At 51.6% G+C, this 18,003-nt stretch carries 15 protein-coding genes, 1 rRNA gene and 1 other annotated feature; of the genes, 8 read left to right on the forward strand and 8 right to left on the reverse strand.

Annotated elements, in window-relative coordinates:
* Positions 1-101 precede the first annotated feature (101 nt).
* Positions 102-183, forward strand: a sequence feature (23S ribosomal RNA rRNA prediction is too short).
* Positions 184-291: 108 nt separating this feature from the next.
* Positions 292-407: ribosomal RNA gene (gene rrf / locus C0557_RS25955) — 5S ribosomal RNA — on the forward strand.
* Between the two features lie 71 nt (positions 408-478).
* Here rrf and mobB read toward each other — a convergent pair.
* Positions 479-982, reverse strand: coding sequence for a molybdopterin-guanine dinucleotide biosynthesis protein MobB (gene mobB / locus C0557_RS25960; protein WP_208662407.1), 504 nt, complete (start codon positions 980-982; stop codon positions 479-481).
* Between the two features lie 2 nt (positions 983-984).
* On the reverse strand, positions 985-1,563 hold the full coding sequence (gene mobA, locus C0557_RS25965; RefSeq protein ID WP_208662409.1) for a molybdenum cofactor guanylyltransferase MobA: 579 nt from the start codon (positions 1,561-1,563) through the stop codon (positions 985-987).
* 69 nt (positions 1,564-1,632) lie between these two features.
* Here mobA and C0557_RS25970 point away from each other — a divergent pair, with 69 nt between their 5' ends.
* The 3 genes from C0557_RS25970 to dsbA all read left to right on the forward strand — a co-directional run bounded on the left by C0557_RS25970 (position 1,633) and on the right by dsbA (position 3,604).
* Positions 1,633-1,902 carry a YihD family protein gene (locus C0557_RS25970; RefSeq protein WP_064568898.1) on the forward strand — a complete coding sequence of 90 codons (270 nt, stop codon included), beginning with the start codon at positions 1,633-1,635 and terminating at the stop codon, positions 1,900-1,902.
* Positions 1,903-1,977: 75 nt separating this feature from the next.
* Entirely contained in the window at positions 1,978-2,964 is a 987-nt protein-coding gene (locus C0557_RS25975; protein ID WP_208662412.1) for a serine/threonine protein kinase, read from the forward strand.
* Between the two features lie 16 nt (positions 2,965-2,980).
* Positions 2,981-3,604 carry a thiol:disulfide interchange protein DsbA gene (dsbA, locus tag C0557_RS25980; RefSeq protein ID WP_007369343.1) on the forward strand — a complete coding sequence of 208 codons (624 nt, stop codon included), beginning with the start codon at positions 2,981-2,983 and terminating at the stop codon, positions 3,602-3,604.
* 13 nt (positions 3,605-3,617) lie between these two features.
* On the opposite strand, the gene C0557_RS25985 is transcribed toward dsbA, so the two are convergent.
* Complete coding sequence (locus C0557_RS25985) at positions 3,618-4,526, reverse strand: acyltransferase (RefSeq protein ID WP_208663130.1); 909 nt, start codon at positions 4,524-4,526, stop codon at positions 3,618-3,620.
* 425 nt (positions 4,527-4,951) lie between these two features.
* On the opposite strand from C0557_RS25985, the gene polA reads away from it, so the two are divergent.
* Positions 4,952-7,738 carry a DNA polymerase I gene (gene polA / locus C0557_RS25990; protein ID WP_208662415.1) on the forward strand — a complete coding sequence of 929 codons (2,787 nt, stop codon included), beginning with the start codon at positions 4,952-4,954 and terminating at the stop codon, positions 7,736-7,738.
* Between the two features lie 297 nt (positions 7,739-8,035).
* Here polA and yihA read toward each other — a convergent pair whose 3' ends face one another.
* Complete coding sequence (yihA, locus tag C0557_RS25995; protein WP_007369340.1) at positions 8,036-8,662, reverse strand: ribosome biogenesis GTP-binding protein YihA/YsxC; 627 nt, start codon at positions 8,660-8,662, stop codon at positions 8,036-8,038.
* 581 nt (positions 8,663-9,243) lie between these two features.
* Here yihA and yihI point away from each other — a divergent pair.
* Together yihI and hemN are read left to right on the forward strand one after the other, a co-directional pair.
* Positions 9,244-9,747 carry a Der GTPase-activating protein YihI gene (gene yihI / locus C0557_RS26000; RefSeq protein ID WP_208662417.1) on the forward strand — a complete coding sequence of 168 codons (504 nt, stop codon included), beginning with the start codon at positions 9,244-9,246 and terminating at the stop codon, positions 9,745-9,747.
* A 186-nt stretch (positions 9,748-9,933) separates the two neighbouring features.
* Positions 9,934-11,307 (forward strand): oxygen-independent coproporphyrinogen III oxidase, encoded by a 1,374-nt coding sequence (hemN, locus tag C0557_RS26005; protein WP_208662419.1) that lies wholly within the window; start codon positions 9,934-9,936, stop codon positions 11,305-11,307.
* Positions 11,308-11,382: 75 nt separating this feature from the next.
* On the opposite strand, the gene C0557_RS26010 is transcribed toward hemN, so the two are convergent.
* From C0557_RS26010 to glnA, 4 genes are all read right to left on the reverse strand, one after another.
* Entirely contained in the window at positions 11,383-11,505 is a 123-nt protein-coding gene (locus tag C0557_RS26010) for a YshB family small membrane protein (protein ID WP_007369337.1), read from the reverse strand.
* 110 nt (positions 11,506-11,615) lie between these two features.
* A complete protein-coding gene (gene glnG, locus C0557_RS26015; RefSeq protein ID WP_007369336.1) occupies positions 11,616-13,025 on the reverse strand; it encodes a nitrogen regulation protein NR(I) in 1,410 nt (469 codons plus the stop codon).
* An 8-nt stretch (positions 13,026-13,033) separates the two neighbouring features.
* The gene (gene glnL, locus C0557_RS26020; RefSeq protein WP_074780265.1) at positions 13,034-14,083 is read right to left on the reverse strand and encodes a nitrogen regulation protein NR(II); all 1,050 of its coding nucleotides are present in this window, start codon (positions 14,081-14,083) and stop codon (positions 13,034-13,036) included.
* A 265-nt stretch (positions 14,084-14,348) separates the two neighbouring features.
* Positions 14,349-15,758 carry a glutamate--ammonia ligase gene (gene glnA / locus C0557_RS26025; RefSeq protein WP_007369334.1) on the reverse strand — a complete coding sequence of 470 codons (1,410 nt, stop codon included), beginning with the start codon at positions 15,756-15,758 and terminating at the stop codon, positions 14,349-14,351.
* A gap of 382 nt (positions 15,759-16,140) precedes the next feature.
* On the opposite strand from glnA, the gene typA reads away from it, so the two are divergent.
* Positions 16,141-17,964 carry a ribosome-dependent GTPase TypA gene (typA, locus tag C0557_RS26030; protein ID WP_074780262.1) on the forward strand — a complete coding sequence of 608 codons (1,824 nt, stop codon included), beginning with the start codon at positions 16,141-16,143 and terminating at the stop codon, positions 17,962-17,964.
* Positions 17,965-18,003: the final 39 nt, after the last annotated feature.

Raw genomic sequence — 18,003 nt, forward strand, 5'->3', positions numbered from 1 at the left:
GGCACTGCCCGGTAGCTAAATGCGGAAGAGATAAGTGCTGAAAGCATCTAAGCACGAAACTTGCCCCGAGATGAGTTCTCCCTGACCCTTCAAGGGTCCTGAAGGAACGTTGAAGACGACGACGTTGATAGGCCGGGTGTGTAAGCGCAGCGATGCGTTGAGCTAACCGGTACTAATGAACCGTGAGGCTTAACCTTACAACGCCGAAGATGTTTTGGCGTGAGAGACGATATTCAGCCTGATACAGATTAGACCGGTGTGCCCTTGGGGCATGCGGGTAAACAGAATTTGCCTGGCGGCAACAGCGCGGTGGTCCCACCTGACCCCATGCCGAACTCAGAAGTGAAACGCCGTAGCGCCGATGGTAGTGTGGGGTCTCCCCATGCGAGAGTAGGGAACTGCCAGGCATCAAATCCGTGAAGAGGCCATCCGTAAGGATGGCCTTTTTGCGTTGAGATAAAATAAAAGGTCACACGCTCTATGCGCGTAGCCAATGAAGAATAAAGTCAGCAATCTGAGCAATATCATTTATATCCAGCACCGGTACATCAAGTTCCAGTGCTACATCGCTGGCTACCGCGATGACGTGCTCATCCAGTATAAGTTCTTGCAGATTATGCCCGCAGTCCTGTCGCCAGAGCATAATTTTAGCCACGGGCTCGTGTTTAAAACCCTCGACCAGAACTAAATCCAGTTTCGTTGCATCCATTCGACCAGCAAGATACGCCAGATCCAGACTGGTTTTATCCGGGGTTTCTGTCATCAGCGCCCAACGCTGCGAACTGGCGACCAGAGTCTGTGCTGCCCCCGCCTTGCGCAGCTCATAGCTATCTTTACCCGGTTTATCGACATCCATATCGTGGTGAGTATGTTTTATTAAGCCCGGACGAATACCATGAGCGCAAAGTTCTGGAATCAATTTCTTGAGTAGCGTGGTTTTTCCTGTACCGCTCCATGCGGCAATAGCCAGTAATGGGATCATAGTTACTCCTGCCAATGAGCAAGGTCTTCCGGGGTATTCACATTAGCGAAAGCGTCTTTAACATCGCTAAAATCCACTGCATGGCCGCCAGCCTCGCGCAGAAATACCATTACCCTGCGTTCACCGCGTGCCAGATATGCCTGTAAAGAGGGCATGATATCGCGATGAATCAGCGCAATAGTGGGATGATCCCGCTCGCCATCGTGGACCCACACAGCCAAAGCCTGCTGACGGTTTCTCTGTAACCGTATGGCAAGATCTGCCGGTATATGAGGGGTATCGCAGGGACAGAAAAGGAACCATAGCCCTGAATGTTGCTGCATTACCGATAAAATTCCTGCCAGCGGCCCGGGATAATCACGTAGCGTATCGGTCAGCACTGGCAGGCCACTGGCACGATAGATATCGAGGTTTCGATTAGCGTTAATTACCATATCTGTCACTTGTGGCTTCAGTTTCTGCGCTACATGCTGCCAAAGTGGCTGGCCATTAAGTTGCAATAATCCCTTATCATTTCCTCCCATCCGTGAGGCTTTCCCCCCCGCCAGAATTACGCCAGTTACCGCATCACTTACTGCCACCAGTATCGCCTCTTTTATTGTGGGTTTGACCCTGCTAACGTGTCTGTACCAAGAGTAAGGAGCACGAATATGAAATGTAAACGCCTGAACGAAGTTATCGAACTTCTCCAGCCTGCGTGGCAAAAAGAGCCCGAATTAAACTTAATGCAATTCTTGCAGAAACTGGCGCAAGAGTCAGGTTATGAGGGTGAACTGGCCGATTTAAGTGATGACATCCTGATTTATCACCTGAAAATGCGTGACTCAGCGAAAGATGCCGTCATCCCTGGTATTCAGAAGGATTATGAAGAGGATTTTAAAACCGCTCTGCTGCGCGCTCGCGGCGTAATTAAAGAGTAAAAGCTTGTAAGCGGCGCCACTGAACGCGCCGCGAAATGGTATCCTGAATTATTCGTCGAATTTTCGGATGCCAGGATGACCTGTAACGCTTTTACTTTCCAGACACTACACCCCGACACCATCATGGATGCGCTATTTGCGCAGGGGATCCGTGTGGATTCTGGCCTTACTCCGCTAAATAGCTACGAAAACCGCGTTTATCAATTTCAGGACGAAGATCGCCGTCGGTATGTCGTGAAATTTTACCGTCCTGAACGCTGGTCGGCCGCGCAGATCCTTGAAGAGCACGAGTTTGCCCTGGATCTTCAGCGCGATGATGTACCGGTTGCCGCACCGCTTGCCTTTAATCACCAGACCTTACTCACTCATCAGGATTTCTGTTTTGCTGTCTTCCCAAGCGTTGGCGGTCGGCAATTTGAAGCCGACAATCTGGATCAAATGGAATGGGTTAGTCGTTATCTCGGGCGACTGCATCAAACCGGCAGCAAAAAATGTTTTACTCATCGCCCGGATATTGGCGTTAAAGAGTATTTAATTGAACCCCGCCAGTTATTTGAAACTACCACACTTATTCCTGCGTCGCTGAAAGAGGCATTTTTGAGCGCTGTTGATAAGCTTATTGATGCTGTCATGGAGCAGTGGCACAGCCGTTTCAATCTTCTGCGTCTGCATGGCGACTGTCATGCCGGAAATATTCTCTGGCGTGACGGGCCGATGTTTGTTGACTTAGACGATGCGCGTAATGGGCCTGCGGTACAGGATCTATGGATGCTGCTGCATGGCGATAAAGCCGAGCAGCGTATGCAACTGGAGATGATCGTCGAAGCATATGAAGAGTTTTGTGAATTTAATCGTGCCGAACTTGGCCTGATTGAGCCTCTTCGCGCCATGCGTCAGGTGTACTACCTGGCGTGGCTTATTCGTCGCTGGGACGATCCGGCGTTTCCGAAAAACTTTCCATGGCTGCGCAGTGAAGATCACTGGCGCAGGCAGACTTCGATTTTTCTGGATCAGGTGAATGTTCTGCAAGAACCACCTTTAGCATTAACACCAATGTATTAAATGGAGAGAATTAACCATGAAGAAGATCTTTTTGGCGCTGGCAGGAATGATTCTGGCTTTTAGCGCCGTAGCTGCTCAACCCACTGATGGTAAGCAGTTTATTACGCTTGATAAACCAGTGGCAGGGGAGCCGCAGGTCCTTGAGTTCTTTTCGTTCTATTGCCCGCATTGCTATGACTTTGAACAGGTATGGCATGTTGCCAGCGCTGTGAAAGAAAAGCTGCCGCAGGGCACCAAAATGACCAAGTACCATGTTGAATTTCTTGGGCCGCTGGGTAAAGAAATGACCCAGGCCTGGGCGGTTGCAATGGCGCTTGGCGTGGAAGATAAAATTACTTCCCCGATGTTTGAAGCGGTGCAAAAAACTCAGACTGTCCAGTCCGTTGCTGACATCCGCGATGTCTTCATCAGCGCTGGCGTAAAAGGCGAAGAGTATGATGCGGCGTGGAACAGCTTCGTGGTGAAATCACTGGTTGCTCAGCAGGAAAAAGCGGCTGCTGACCTTCAATTGCAGGGCGTTCCAGCCATGTTCGTTAACGGTAAATACCAGGTTAACCAGCAGGGCATGGACGGCAGCAGCCTGGATGCTTTCGTGAAAGACTACGCAGATACAGTAAAATATCTGGTAGAGAAGAAGTAAAAAATAACGCCGGTCAATGACCGGCGTTTTTATATTGCGCTTTTATCGCGTCAATATGTTCATCTTTGCCGGACCATAATTTATTCAGCCATTGCTGAAAACTGCGTTTAAAATTCTTGTCGTTGACGTAATCGCCATGCAGTTCTTCATTCACCGGCAGCAAATTAATACGTACGACAATGCGCGTCAGCTTGCCGCTGAGCATATCAAAGAAAGGCGTCTTATCATTTTCCGGATAGCACAAAGTAACATCCAGCAACTTATCAAACTGTTCTCCCAGCACGTTTAGCGCCATAGCCATACCGGCCGCTTTTGGCGGCAATAGGTTTTTGAAGGGGGAACGTGTCTGGCGACGTTTTTCCTCGGTAAAGCGCGAGCCTTCCACGAAATTCACAATCGTGGTGGGATGATAGCGAAACTTCTCACATGAGCGCCGTGTGGTTTCCACGTCTTTGCCGCGGCGTTCCGGGTGACGGAGCAGATAGCTTCTGGAATAGCGGCGCATAAATGGCATATCCAGCGCCCAGCAGGCGAGCCCAATAAAGGGTACCCAGGCGAGTTGTTGCTTAAGGAAATATTTATTCGTCGGGATATGTTTGCGAAACAGCACGCATAACACCACGATATCTGCCCAGCTATGGTGATTGCAGATCAGCAAATACCAGTTCTTTTTATTCAGTCCTTCCAGCCCTTCAACATCCCATTTTAAATGTGGATTGAGATGCAGCAGCCATGAGAGGCCTACACACCAGCAATACATCATGAAATTACAGAAGGCTGAGATTGCTCTCCACAATACTGGCACTGGAAGCAGCAGCTTGAGTAAGCCGGCAACAATAATCGGCACGGAGCAAAAAATAGTAACCAGTATGGTAAGCAGGACACTCATAAACAGAGTGAATACTGCAAGCAATCTCGACATAATTAAAGTATTCAGAAAGTTAGCTGCTAAAGGCACACAATAAAGAAGAGTAAGGCGCTGATTTTAGCAGAAAACCCAGTGCAGGAATGCTTAAACCTTGCTGGTAATACCCGGTGCCTCTGGAATAGAGAATGCCGATTGACTTTTCTTATATCCACATAGAGTAAATTGCCATCAAAAGGCAATAATGATCTTTTATCTTTGCGTAACTGATTAAATCTAAAGTGATTGTGTTTTTTTACGATCGACAGAAGGGCACAAAAATCCAGCCGGGCAGAAATTATTCACAAACTTATCCACAGGTTTATTGTGCGAGCGATCCCGACGATCGCGAAATCTTTTCCGGCAAATACCGTGAAAAACTCATGTTTTCTCCCTGTCTGTGGCATCCTTTAGCTATAAATTGATAAACAGGCACGGACATCATGGTTCAGATCCCAGAAAATCCCCTTATCCTTGTTGACGGCTCGTCTTACCTCTATCGCGCATATCATGCGTTCCCACCGCTGACCAACAGCGCCGGAGAACCCACCGGTGCCATGTACGGCGTGCTGAATATGCTGCGTAGCCTGATCCTGCAATATCAGCCGACCCATGCCGCCGTAGTATTTGATGCGAAAGGAAAAACCTTCCGTGATGAGCTGTTTGAGCATTACAAATCCCATCGACCTCCGATGCCAGACGATCTGCGTGCGCAAATAGAACCGCTGCACGCCATGGTTAAGGCAATGGGCCTGCCGCTATTGGCGGTTTCTGGCGTGGAAGCGGATGATGTGATCGGCACGCTGGCGCGAGAAGCCGAGAAAATGGGGCGCCCGGTGCTGATCAGTACCGGTGATAAAGATATGGCGCAGCTGGTAACGCCGGGTATCACGTTGATCAATACTATGACCAACACCATTCTCGGCCCGGATGAGGTTGTCACCAAATATGGTGTACCGCCTGAACTGATCATTGATTTCCTGGCGCTGATGGGCGACTCCTCCGATAACATTCCGGGTGTTCCTGGCGTGGGCGAGAAAACCGCGCAGGCGCTGCTACAAGGGCTGGGTGGTCTGGATACGCTGTATGCTGAATCAGATAAAATTGCCGGATTGACCTTCCGTGGCGCGAAAACCATGGCCGCGAAGCTGGAGCAGAATAAAGAGGTGGCGTACCTCTCTTATCAACTGGCGACCATCAAAACCGATGTCGAACTGGAACTGACGTGTGAGCAACTGGAAGTGCAGCAACCTGCGGCTCAGGAACTGCTTGGGTTGTTTAAGCAATATGAATTCAAACGCTGGATAACAGACGTCGAAGCCGGTAAGTGGTTGCAGGCGAAAAGCGCGAAACCCACGGCCAAACCGCAGGAAACCATTGTGGTGGAAGCGGAAGCTGATATGCCGACCGCCACACTCTCTGCGGAACAGTACGTCACCATTCTTGACGAAGAGACGTTGCAACAGTGGATCGCGAAACTGAAGCGCGCGCCGCTGTTTGCCTTTGATACCGAAACGGACAGCCTCGATAATATCAGCGCTAATCTGGTTGGCCTCTCCTTTGCGATTGAACCAGGCGTCGCCGCTTATGTGCCGGTTGCGCATGATTATCTTGATGCTCCTGACCAAATCGCCCGCGATCGCGTATTAGAACTGCTTAAACCGCTGCTGGAAGATGAGAATGCCCGCAAAGTAGGGCAGAACCTGAAATACGATCGCGGTGTGCTGGAAAACTACGGCATTGAGCTACGCGGGATCGCGTTCGACACCATGCTCGAATCCTACACGCTGGATAGCGTTGTCGGTCGCCACGATATGGACAGCCTGTCTGAACGCTGGTTGCAACATAAAACCATCACCTTCGAAGAGATTGCCGGTAAGGGCAAAAACCAGCTCACTTTTAACCAAATCGCTCTGGAACAGGCGGGGCGCTACGCAGCGGAAGATGCTGATGTCACGCTGCAATTGCATCTGAAGATGTGGCCGGAGCTGCAAAAAAATGCCGGGCCGCTGAATATATTCCAGAATATCGAAATGCCGCTGGTGCCTGTGCTCTCGCGCATTGAACGTAACGGCGTCAATATTGATCCTGCGGTGCTACATAAGCATTCCGAAGAGCTGACATTGCGCCTGGCTGAGCTGGAGAAAAAAGCGCACGACATTGCAGGTGAGCCATTTAACCTCTCATCAACCAAGCAGTTGCAAACCATTCTGTTTGAAAAACAGGGGATTAAACCGCTGAAGAAAACGCCGGGCGGCGCGCCTTCAACCTCAGAAGAGGTACTGGAAGAGCTGGCGCTGGATTACCCGTTGCCGAAAGTCATTCTGGAATACCGTGGGTTGGCCAAGCTCAAATCAACCTACACCGACAAACTGCCGCTGATGATTAATCCAAAAACCGGGCGCGTGCATACCTCGTATCACCAGGCGGTGACGGCAACCGGGCGTTTATCATCTACCGATCCAAACCTGCAAAACATTCCGGTGCGTAATGATGAAGGGCGACGCATTCGCCAGGCGTTTATTGCGCCGAAAGATTATGTGATTGTCTCGGCAGACTACTCGCAAATTGAACTGCGTATTATGGCGCATCTGTCACGCGATAAAGGCCTGCTGTCAGCCTTTGCTGAAGGTAAAGATATTCACCGGGCGACCGCCGCTGAAGTCTTCGGCTTGCCGCTGGAAAGCGTAAGCAATGAACAGCGTCGCAGCGCGAAAGCGATCAACTTTGGTTTGATCTACGGAATGAGCGCCTTTGGTTTGTCCCGACAGCTTAATATTCCGCGCAAAGAGTCGCAGAAGTATATGGATCTTTACTTTGAGCGTTATCCTGGCGTACTGGAGTATATGGAGCGCACACGAGCACAGGCGAAAGATCGCGGTTATGTGGAAACGCTGGATGGCCGTCGCCTCTATCTGCCGGACATCAAATCCAGCAATGCCGCCCGACGCGCAGGCGCGGAGCGTGCAGCAATCAACGCACCGATGCAGGGTACGGCGGCCGATATCATCAAACGGGCAATGATCGCTGTGGATGGCTGGCTGCAAAGCGAAAAACCTCGGGTGCGTATGATCATGCAGGTGCACGATGAACTGGTGTTTGAAGTGCATAAAGATGATGTTGATGCTGTGTCGAAAAAGATCCATGAACTGATGGAAAGCAGCACCACGCTTGATGTGCCTTTGCTGGTGGAAGTGGGGAGCGGGCAAAACTGGGATCAAGCGCACTAAGCGTTCGGTGAATAAGGGGCTTTTTCTGTAAGTAAGCAACATATCGCCGGCAGTTTTGTGACAATCATTAGAATTCCATATGTAAAAATTGAAAAGAAATTACAAAAAGTGCTTTGTCCGGATCCAAAAAGGGAGTAGAGTTATTTGCGTAGGGTACAGAGGTAAGATGTTCTATCTTTCAGACCTTTTACTTCACGTAATCGGATTTGGCTGAATATTTAGCCGCCCCAGTCAGTAATGACTGGGGCGTTTTTTATTGCGCGAAAGAAAAAGCGCGGCGGACGCCGCACCTGAGGATTATGCGTCGGTTTCTTCAACCGGCGGCAGGGAACTGAACCAGCCGTCCAGTTTTTCACGCAGTTTATCCACGCCCTGTTTTTTCAGTGAAGAGAATGCTTCTACCTGCACTTCACCGTTAAAAGCCAGCACTGCTTCCCGTACCATATTAAGCTGCGTTTTACGTGCGCCGCTGGCCAGTTTGTCCGCTTTGGTCAGCAGCACGAGAACCTGCAAGTTGCTCTCTACTGCCCATGAGATCATCTGCTGATCGAGATCTTTTAACGGATGGCGAATGTCCATCAGCACCACCAGCCCCTGCAAACACTGGCGTTTTTCCAGATATTCACCCAATGCACGTTGCCATTTGAGTTTCATCTCTTCCGGCACTTCGGCGTAGCCGTAACCCGGCAAATCGACGAGGCGCTTGCCCTCGGCAACTTCAAACAGGTTAATCAGTTGCGTACGGCCGGGGGTTTTTGAGGTGCGCGCCAGGTTTTTCTGTTGAGTTAATGTGTTAAGCGCGCTCGATTTACCTGCATTGGAACGGCCGGCAAAAGCCACTTCAACGCCAGTATCGGCAGGCAAGTGGCGAATATCAGGCGCACTGGTGACAAAATGCGTCTTTTGGTAATTCAGGTTTGTCAAAACGGTCGTCTCCATCATCAAAGCATGCGGCGATTATACCTGAACCGGAACAAAAGGCTGTTTTTCTCGCCAGAAACCTGTCTGGCAGCCGTAAGCCATTACCGCGCTATGTGTAAGATATTGCCCCTTCCTGCTATGCGAACTTTCAGAGAAATTTCAGGTTGATAAATGGATAAGAATATTTTAATCAATAACTTATGGTTGAAGAATAGTCTGAAACTGGCGTTTTAAGTCCTGTTAATGCTTGTCTGTGTAGCTCAGAAGGGTAAAGTAACCCACACAAGGCAGGAGGCCTGAAAGGGAAGGAAGACTCAAGGATCGAGGGGTCTGGAGCGCCAGGAGGCGAAGACCACAGGATAACGTCAGAAGATGTTTGCAAGGAAAGGGACCTCAACAGGGAACGTTCTTAGCTAAAGGATAAACAGGGAACAGTTGATAGCGAACAGGGAACGTAAAGCCCGTTACGGGCTGAAGGTCAAGAAAAAAGGCGACAGTTTACACTGTCGCCTTTTTTCTTTGCTTGCTTTCTGCTAGATTCCGCCGCAATTCTATACTGAAGAAAACGACTTAAGACGACCATTATGAAAAAACCGTCCTCCAATCCGCGCAGCAAAGTGCGCCGCAAAACCCGTGAAGAATTGAATCAGGAAGGCCGCGATCGTAAGCGCGAGAAAAAGCATCGCGGTAATGTCTCTGGCAGCCGTGCGAACAGTGGCGGTGAGTCTTCTGGCACCGGTAAAGGCAAGTTGCAGAAAGACCCGCGCGTTGGCAGCAAAAAACCGATCCCGCTGGGTGTCACCGACACACCGGTCAACAAGCAGCACAAACCTAAGAGCGAGAAAACTATGCTTTCACCGCAGGCTGAGTTGGAGATGCTGGAAACGGATGAGCGCCTGGACGCGCTACTGGAACGTCTTGAAGAGGGTGAAACCCTGAGCGCTGACGATCAAGCATGGGTTAACGCCAAACTGGACCGCATCGATGAGTTGATGCAGAAACTGGGCCTTTCTTACGATGATGATGAAGACGAAGAAGAAGAGGAAGGCCGGGAAGATATGATGCGCCTGCTGAAAGGCGGCAACTGATCCTTTTCTATGGGCTTTCCCGTCCTGCTTATAACCCTTCCGGTTATATGTTATCTGGTGTGGTTATTCGTTAAACTACAGCGGTTGTCGCAGCGCAAAGTGTGGCTGCGCAACCGGCTTATGACCCGCAACGAGGTCAGGCCGGGCCGCCGGAACCGCCAGCGGCGTCATCGGAAGGAGTAAGCAATGTCAGAGCAAATTATCGACTGGGATCTGGCCCTGATCCAGAAATATAACTATTCCGGGCCGCGCTACACGTCCTATCCCACCGCGCTGGAGTTTTCTGACGCTTACGGTGAAGAGGATTTCCGCCAGGCGGTTGCGCGTTATCCTGAGCGTCCGCTGTCGCTGTATGTGCATATTCCGTTTTGCCACAAGCTTTGCTACTTCTGCGGCTGCAATAAAATCGTTACCCGCCAGCAGCATAAGGCCGATCAATATCTCGATGCGCTGGAGCAGGAAATTGCCCATCGCGCGCCGCTGTTTCGCGGTCGCCACGTCAGCCAGTTGCATTGGGGCGGCGGTACGCCAACATACCTCAACAAAACGCAAATCAGCCGCCTGATGGGGCTGCTGCGCAGCCATTTTGATTTCAATACCGACGCAGAGATCTCTATTGAGGTCGATCCCCGTGAAATTGAACTCGATGTGCTTGACCATTTGCGTGCGGAAGGTTTTAACCGCCTGAGTATGGGCGTGCAGGATTTCAACAAAGAGGTGCAAAGGCTGGTCAACCGCGAGCAGGACGAAGAGTTTATCTTTGCGCTGCTCAACCATGCCCGCGAGATTGGTTTTACCTCAACAAATATCGATCTGATTTATGGCTTGCCAAAACAAACGCCGGAAAGCTTCGCCTTTACGCTACAACGTGTTGCAGAGCTTAGCCCGGATCGCCTGAGCGTCTTTAACTATGCGCACCTGCCGACGCTGTTTGCCGCGCAACGCAAAATCAAAGACGCCGATCTGCCTTCGGCGCAGCAGAAGCTCGATATTTTGCAACAAACCATCGCTTCGCTGACCGGCTCCGGTTATCAGTTTATCGGTATGGATCACTTCGCCCGCCCGGATGATGAGCTGGCGATTGCCCAGCGCGACGGCGTTTTGCACCGTAACTTCCAGGGCTACACCACGCAGGGCGACAGCGATTTGCTGGGGCTGGGCGTTTCCGCCATCAGCATGATCGGCGACAGCTATGCGCAAAACCAGAAAGAGTTGAAGCTCTACTACCAGCAGGTTGACGAACGCGGCGATGCGTTGTGGCGCGGTATTGCGCTTACCCGCGACGACTGTATTCGCCGTGATGTGATTAAAAGTCTGATTTGTAATTTCCGGCTGGATTTCAGTGCGACGGAACGCGTATGGGATCTTAATTTCCGCGACTATTTTGCTGAAGATTTACGCCTGTTAGCGCCGCTGGTGAACGATGGGCTGGTGGGGATGAATGAGCAGGGGCTACAGGTCACGCCGAAAGGGCGTTTGCTGATCCGCAATATCTGTATGTGCTTTGATGCGTATTTACGCCAGAAAGCGCGTATGCAGCAGTTCTCAAGGGTAATTTAAGTGAAAGCGTTATCAGGCCAGGGCAAAAACCACTGGCCTGAAACGCATAGCGCCTTGCGGCGGCGGCAAGCGAAACTAGCTAAACAGTCCAACCAGCGCGGCGCAAAGAACAGCCGCGATGGCCGTTTGCGGTGTGTGGCTTGCAGATGCGCCAGCTTCGACGCCCGCACTGACCACACTGATAATTGATTCCAGCATCATGAACTCCCCCGTGAACGGGCAAGATCATACTTCACTGCGATAAACAGTAAAGCGCAAAATAGCGTCAATTTGCGGCTGAGATTCATAATTTACATTTCACCCGCACGTTACTCCATTCCCAGCTCTTTCAACTTGCGTGTCAGGGTATTACGTCCCCAGCCAAGCAAGCGCGCTGCTTCCTGTTTATGCCCCTGAGTATGGCGCAGCGCGGTGGTCAGCAATGTCCGTTCCATCTCCGGTTGCGCTTCAGAAAGCAGGTTTTGATGTCCGGAACGCAATGCCCGATCGGCCCACTGCGCCAGCAGCGTTGCCCAACTGTCAGGCAAACTCTGCGACGGGCTGTCCGGCACCGTGGTTTCAAACAGTTCACTGGGCAGATCCTGAATCAGCACTTCCTGGCCCGCAGCCATCACCGTTAACCAGCGACAGGTGTTTTCAAGCTGACGTACGTTACCTGGCCAGGCCAGACGCGTGAGCGCCGCTTCGGTTTCTGGATGCAACTGTTTGGCTTCGACGCCCAGTTCGCGTGCCGCGACCTGCAAGAAATGACGTGCAAGGCGAGGAATGTCCTCCCGGCGTTCGCGCAGCGGCGGCAAGTGGACGCGAATAACGTTCAGCCGGTGGAACAAGTCCTCACGGAATTTGCCTTCCTGAACGCGCAGCTCCAGATTCTGGTGCGTCGCCGCAATAATGCGCACATCAACCTTTACCGGCGCGTAGCCGCCGACACGATAGAACTGACCATCGGCCAGCACGCGCAACAAACGGGTTTGCACATCCAGCGGCATGTCGCCGATCTCGTCGAGAAACAGCGTCCCGCCATCGGCCTGTTCAAAACGCCCCTGACGGATGGTGTTCGCACCGGTAAAGGCACCTTTCTCATGGCCAAACAGTTCTGATTCAATCAGATCTTTGGGAATTGCCGCCATATTCAGAGCGATAAACGGCGCTTTCACTCGCGGGCTATGGCGATGCAGCGCATGCGCCACCAGTTCTTTACCGGTCCCGGATTCACCGTTAATCAGGACGCTAATCGACGAGCGCGACAGGCGGCCGATAATGCGAAACACATCCTGCATCGCCGGCGCTTCGCCGATAATATCGGTGGTCGGGCCGCTGGCCTGTATATTGCGCGGCTGCTGCTGTTCCTGATAATGGCTGATCGCGCGTTCGACCAGCGCGACGGCTTCATCGATATCAAAAGGTTTGGGCAGGTAATCAAATGCCCCTTGCTGATAAGCGCTTACCGCCGCATCCAGATCGGAATGCGCGGTCATAATGATGACCGGAAGCATTGGATGGCGCTGTTTGATCTGTTTTAACAGTGCAAGTCCATCCATCCCTGGCATACGAATATCGGAAAGCAGTACATCCGGGGTTTTGGTGGTGAGCGCATCAAGCACTTCATTGGCACTTTCAAACGTTGTACAACTTAAGCCTGCCCCGCTGAGCGCGCGTTCCAGCACCCAACGGATGGAGCTATCGTCATCAACGATCCAGACTATCCCTCGTTGCATAAACACCTCTACTTCCGAATAGGCAGAAATACCGAGAATTCGGTATGACCTGGCCAACTGGTGAATTCAATTTTGCCAGAATGTTGATCAATCAAACTGCGTGCGATAGATAATCCCAGCCCGGTGCCGCCCTCACGCCCGCTCACCATGGGATAGAACAGCGTATCCTGGAGATGCGACGGAATACCTGGGCCGTTATCTTCCACATCTATTCTCGCCGCGAGGCGATAGCGAATTCCGTGCAGCGTTAACTGGAAGGCGGTACGGGTACGCAGAATAATTTCGCCCCCTTCCGGCCCCAGCGCCTGCAAAGCGTTGCGGACGATATTCAGTAAAACCTGTTCAATTTGGTCTGGATCGTGGGCCAACTCCGGCAAACTCGGATCGTAATCGCGAACCAGCGTTACGTTCTCCGGCAGTTCCATCGACACCAGTTTCACCACGCGTTCGGCAACTTTGTGAATGCTTTCGGTAACATGCATTCCCGGCTGCTGTGGGCCTAACAGACGATCCACCAGATTTCGCAGACGGTCGGCCTGCTCAATAATGACTTTGGTGTATTCCATTAGCGCCGGATCGGGCAGCGCTTTGCTCAGCAGTTGCGCCGCACCGCGTAACCCGCCAAGCGGGTTTTTGATTTCATGCGCCAGTCCACGCACCAGATCACGCGCAGCCACCTGTTGGGCATGCTGCAATTGTTCCTGGCTCAGACGTCGCTGATTATCCATTGGCGCCATTTCCAGCAGGACTAAACCGTCCGGTAAACGTTGCGCCGTCAGCGACAAAATATGTGAGCGGCCGTCGATCACGAGAGTCACTTCGTTATCGGTAAACCCCTGACCTGCATGCAAACTTTCACGCATCAAATCGATATTCAGTGAAAAATAGCTCAGCAGTTCAGGCAGCGGTGTGCCGAATAATTTACGCGAGCTCTGCGCCAGCAATTGCTGTGCCGCAGGGTTGGCGTAATGCACCGCCAGTTCGTCATCAACCAGTAAAATACTGTTGATCAAAGAATTGAGGATCTGCCCAGCATCGGGCAGCGCGCCGCTTGCCATTTAGCAGTCTCCCGGAGATATGCACTAATTTAGTGCAGTATAGCTTTTTATAGGTAAAAAATGCGTCAGAACAGAGTGTTGGTGGAGAAAAAAGCCCATCCAGGGATGGGCTAAAAGTTCCACGGCAACAAATCCTCTGGCGTCTTTCTCGCCGTTGCTGCGTTGGCTGCCTTCGCTCACCCCGGTCACATAGTTATCTATGCTCCCGGGGATTCGCTCAGTTGCCGTCTTGCTACGACAAGAAATCCGCCGAGTATTTAATTTATTAAACGCTGTAGTACAGTTCGAACTCTACCGGGTGCGGCGTCATGCGAACGCGGTCGTTCTCTTCCAGACGCAGCGCGATGTAAGCATCGATAGCGTCGTCGGTGAACACGCCACCGGCTGTCAGGAACTCGCGGTCAGCATCCAGCGCGTTGAGCGCTTCTTCCAGAGAGCCTGCAACCTGCGGGATCTCTTTCGCTTCTTCCGGCGGCAGGTCATACAGGTTTTTGTCCATTGCTTCGCCCGGGTGGATTTTGTTTTTAATACCATCCAGACCGGCCATCATCAGTGCTGCGAAGCACAGGTACGGGTTAGCCGCCGGATCCGGGAAGCGCACTTCGATACGACGTGCTTTCGGAGAGGCAACGACCGGAATACGGATAGAAGCAGAACGGTTACGGGCAGAGTAAGCCAGCATTACCGGCGCTTCGTAACCCGGGACCAGACGTTTGTAGGAGTTGGTGGTCGGGTTAGACAGGGCGTTGATAGCTTTAGCGTGTTTGATTACGCCGCCGATGTAGTACAGCGCCATTTCAGACAGGCCTGCGTATTTGTCGCCAGAGAACAGGTTAGTACCGTTCTTGGACAGGGACATGTGGCAGTGCATACCGGAACCGTTATCACCGAACATTGGTTTCGGCATAAAGGTCGCGGTTTTACCGAAGCGGTGAGCAACGTTATGTACCACATATTTGTAGATCTGAATTTCGTCCGCTTTTTTGGTCATGGTGTTGAAGCGGGTAGCCACTTCGTTCTGACCAGCAGTTGCCACTTCGTGGTGGTGAGCTTCAACAACCAGGCCCATCTCTTCCATCACCAGACACATGGTGGAACGCAGATCCTGTGATGAATCAACCGGCGGAACCGGGAAGTAACCGCCTTTAACAGCCGGACGGTGACCTTTGTTACCACCTTCGTATTTGGTGGAGGTGTTCCATGCGCCTTCGATATCATCGATAGCAACGCTGGAACCGGAAATAGAGCTGCCGAAACGAACGTCGTCGAACAGGAAGAATTCCGGCTCTGGCCCAAACAGAACGGTGTCTGCCAGACCGGTAGAACGCAGGTACTCTTCAGCGCGTTTCGCGATGGAACGCGGGTCGCGATCGTAACCCTGCATGGTGCCTGGTTCGAGGATATCGCAACGGATGATCAGCGTTGTTTCTTCGTAGAACGGGTCAATGACAGCGGTAGTCGCGTCCGGCATCAGCACCATGTCTGATTCGTTGATGCCTTTCCAGCCACCAATCGAAGAACCATCAAACATTTTGCCTTCTTCAAAGAAGTCAGCATTAACCTGATGGGCTGGGATAGTGACGTGCTGTTCTTTACCTTTGGTATCGGTGAAGCGCAGATCAACAAACTTCACTTCGTGCTCATTCAGCATCGTCAAAACGTGTTCAGCGGACATACTTAAACTCTCCCGGATTTGTCATTGTCGTCGTGGTAACGAGGTCTTCAAATACTGCGTGAAACCTGGCGTAGTTGCCGTAAAATAGATAAAGCGAAATCTATGCCAACTTTTAAATGCCCCTCAAAAGGCGTTATTATGCCCGGTATAGTGCAAAAGGGCTGCACCATGATGGTTAAATTGCACCAATATAGTGCTTTCATGTGAACATTAAGCACCTTATTGGTGCGATTTTTTTGTTAGCGGCCCTTTTAACGCTCCGTGAAAGCGATCACAAAGCAACTCTGCAATACTTGTTTGCGGAGGATGTTTGTGATCCTGTTTTGTCCTTCGATTAATACGTGTACAATAACGCGCTATTTCTAATGCCTGAGGCAAAGTTGTGATCGAAAATCTGCGTAACATCGCCATCATTGCTCACGTTGACCATGGTAAAACAACCCTGGTTGACAAGCTGCTGCAGCAATCCGGTACGTTCGACGAACGTGCTGAAACTCAAGAGCGTGTGATGGACTCCAACGATTTGGAGAAAGAGCGTGGGATTACCATCCTCGCGAAAAACACCGCTATCAAATGGAATGATTACCGTATCAACATCGTTGATACCCCTGGGCACGCCGACTTCGGTGGTGAAGTTGAGCGTGTGATGTCCATGGTCGATTCCGTGCTGCTGGTGGTTGATGCGTTTGACGGCCCGATGCCGCAAACGCGCTTCGTGACCAAAAAAGCATTTGCCCATGGCCTCAAGCCGATTGTGGTAATCAACAAAGTTGACCGTCCTGGCGCGCGTCCGGACTGGGTTGTTGATCAGGTCTTCGACCTGTTCGTTAACCTCGACGCGACCGACGAACAGCTGGACTTCCCGATCGTTTACGCTTCTGCGTTGAACGGTATTGCGGGTATGGACCACGAAGACATGGCTGAAGACATGACCCCGCTGTATCAGGCGATTGTTGACCATGTACCGGCACCGAACGTCGATCTCGACGGGACCCTGCAAATGCAGATCTCTCAGCTCGACTACAACAACTATGTTGGTGTTATCGGCATTGGTCGTATTAAACGCGGTAAAGTGAAGCCGAACCAGCAGGTTACTATCATTGATAGCGAAGGCAAAACCCGCAACGGTAAAGTCGGTAAAGTACTGACCCACCTGGGTCTGGAACGTATCGACAGCGAAATCGCCGAAGCCGGCGATATCATCGCGATCACCGGCCTGGGCGAACTGAACATCTCTGACACCATCTGCGACCCGCAGAATGTGGAAGCGCTGCCGGCGCTGTCTGTTGATGAGCCGACCGTAACTATGTTCTTCAACGTCAACACCTCTCCGTTCTGTGGTAAAGAAGGTAAATACGTGACTTCACGTCAGATCCTCGACCGCCTGAACAAAGAGCTGGTGCACAACGTTGCGCTGCGCGTTGAAGAAACCGAAGACGCTGATGCATTCCGCGTTTCCGGTCGTGGTGAGCTGCACCTGTCTGTTCTGATCGAGAACATGCGTCGTGAAGGTTTCGAGATGGCGGTTTCCCGTCCGAAAGTTATCTTCCGTGAAATCGACGGCCGTCGCCAGGAACCGTTTGAAAACGTGACGCTGGACGTTGAAGAGCAGCACCAGGGTTCTGTCATGCAGGCGCTGGGCGAGCGTAAAGGCGACCTGAAAAACATGAATCCGGATGGCAAAGGCCGCGTACGTCTCGACTACGTGATCCCAAGCCGTGGCCTGATCGGCTTCCGTTCTGAGTTCATGACTATGACTTCCGGTACCGGCCTGCTGTACTCCACCTTCAGCCACTACGACGATGTTCGTCCGGGCGAAGTTGGCCAGCGTAACAACGGCGTACTGATCTCTAACGGTCAGGGTAAAGCGGTAGCGTTCGCGCTGTTCGGTTTGCAGGATCGCGGTAAGCTGTTCCTTGGTCACGGTGCGGAAGTTTATGAAGGCCAGATCATCGGTATTCATAGCCGTTCTAATGACCTGACGGTAAACTGCCTGACCGGTAAGAAACTGACCAACATGCGTGCGTCCGGTACGGACGAAGCAACGGTTCTGGTTCCGCCGATTAAGATGACCCTGGAGCAAGCTCTGGAGTTCATCGATGACGACGAACTGGTAGAAGTGACCCCGCTGTCTATCCGTATTCGTAAACGTCACCTGACGGAAAACGATCGTAAACGCGCAATGCGCGGTGCAAAAGAAGAGTAATTTCTCCTCTTTCTTCGTGAAAAAGCCGCTGATATTCAG

Origin of the sequence: Kosakonia sp. MUSA4, assembly GCF_013085925.1 — a bacterium.
Lineage (GTDB): Bacteria > Pseudomonadota > Gammaproteobacteria > Enterobacterales > Enterobacteriaceae > Kosakonia > Kosakonia sacchari_B.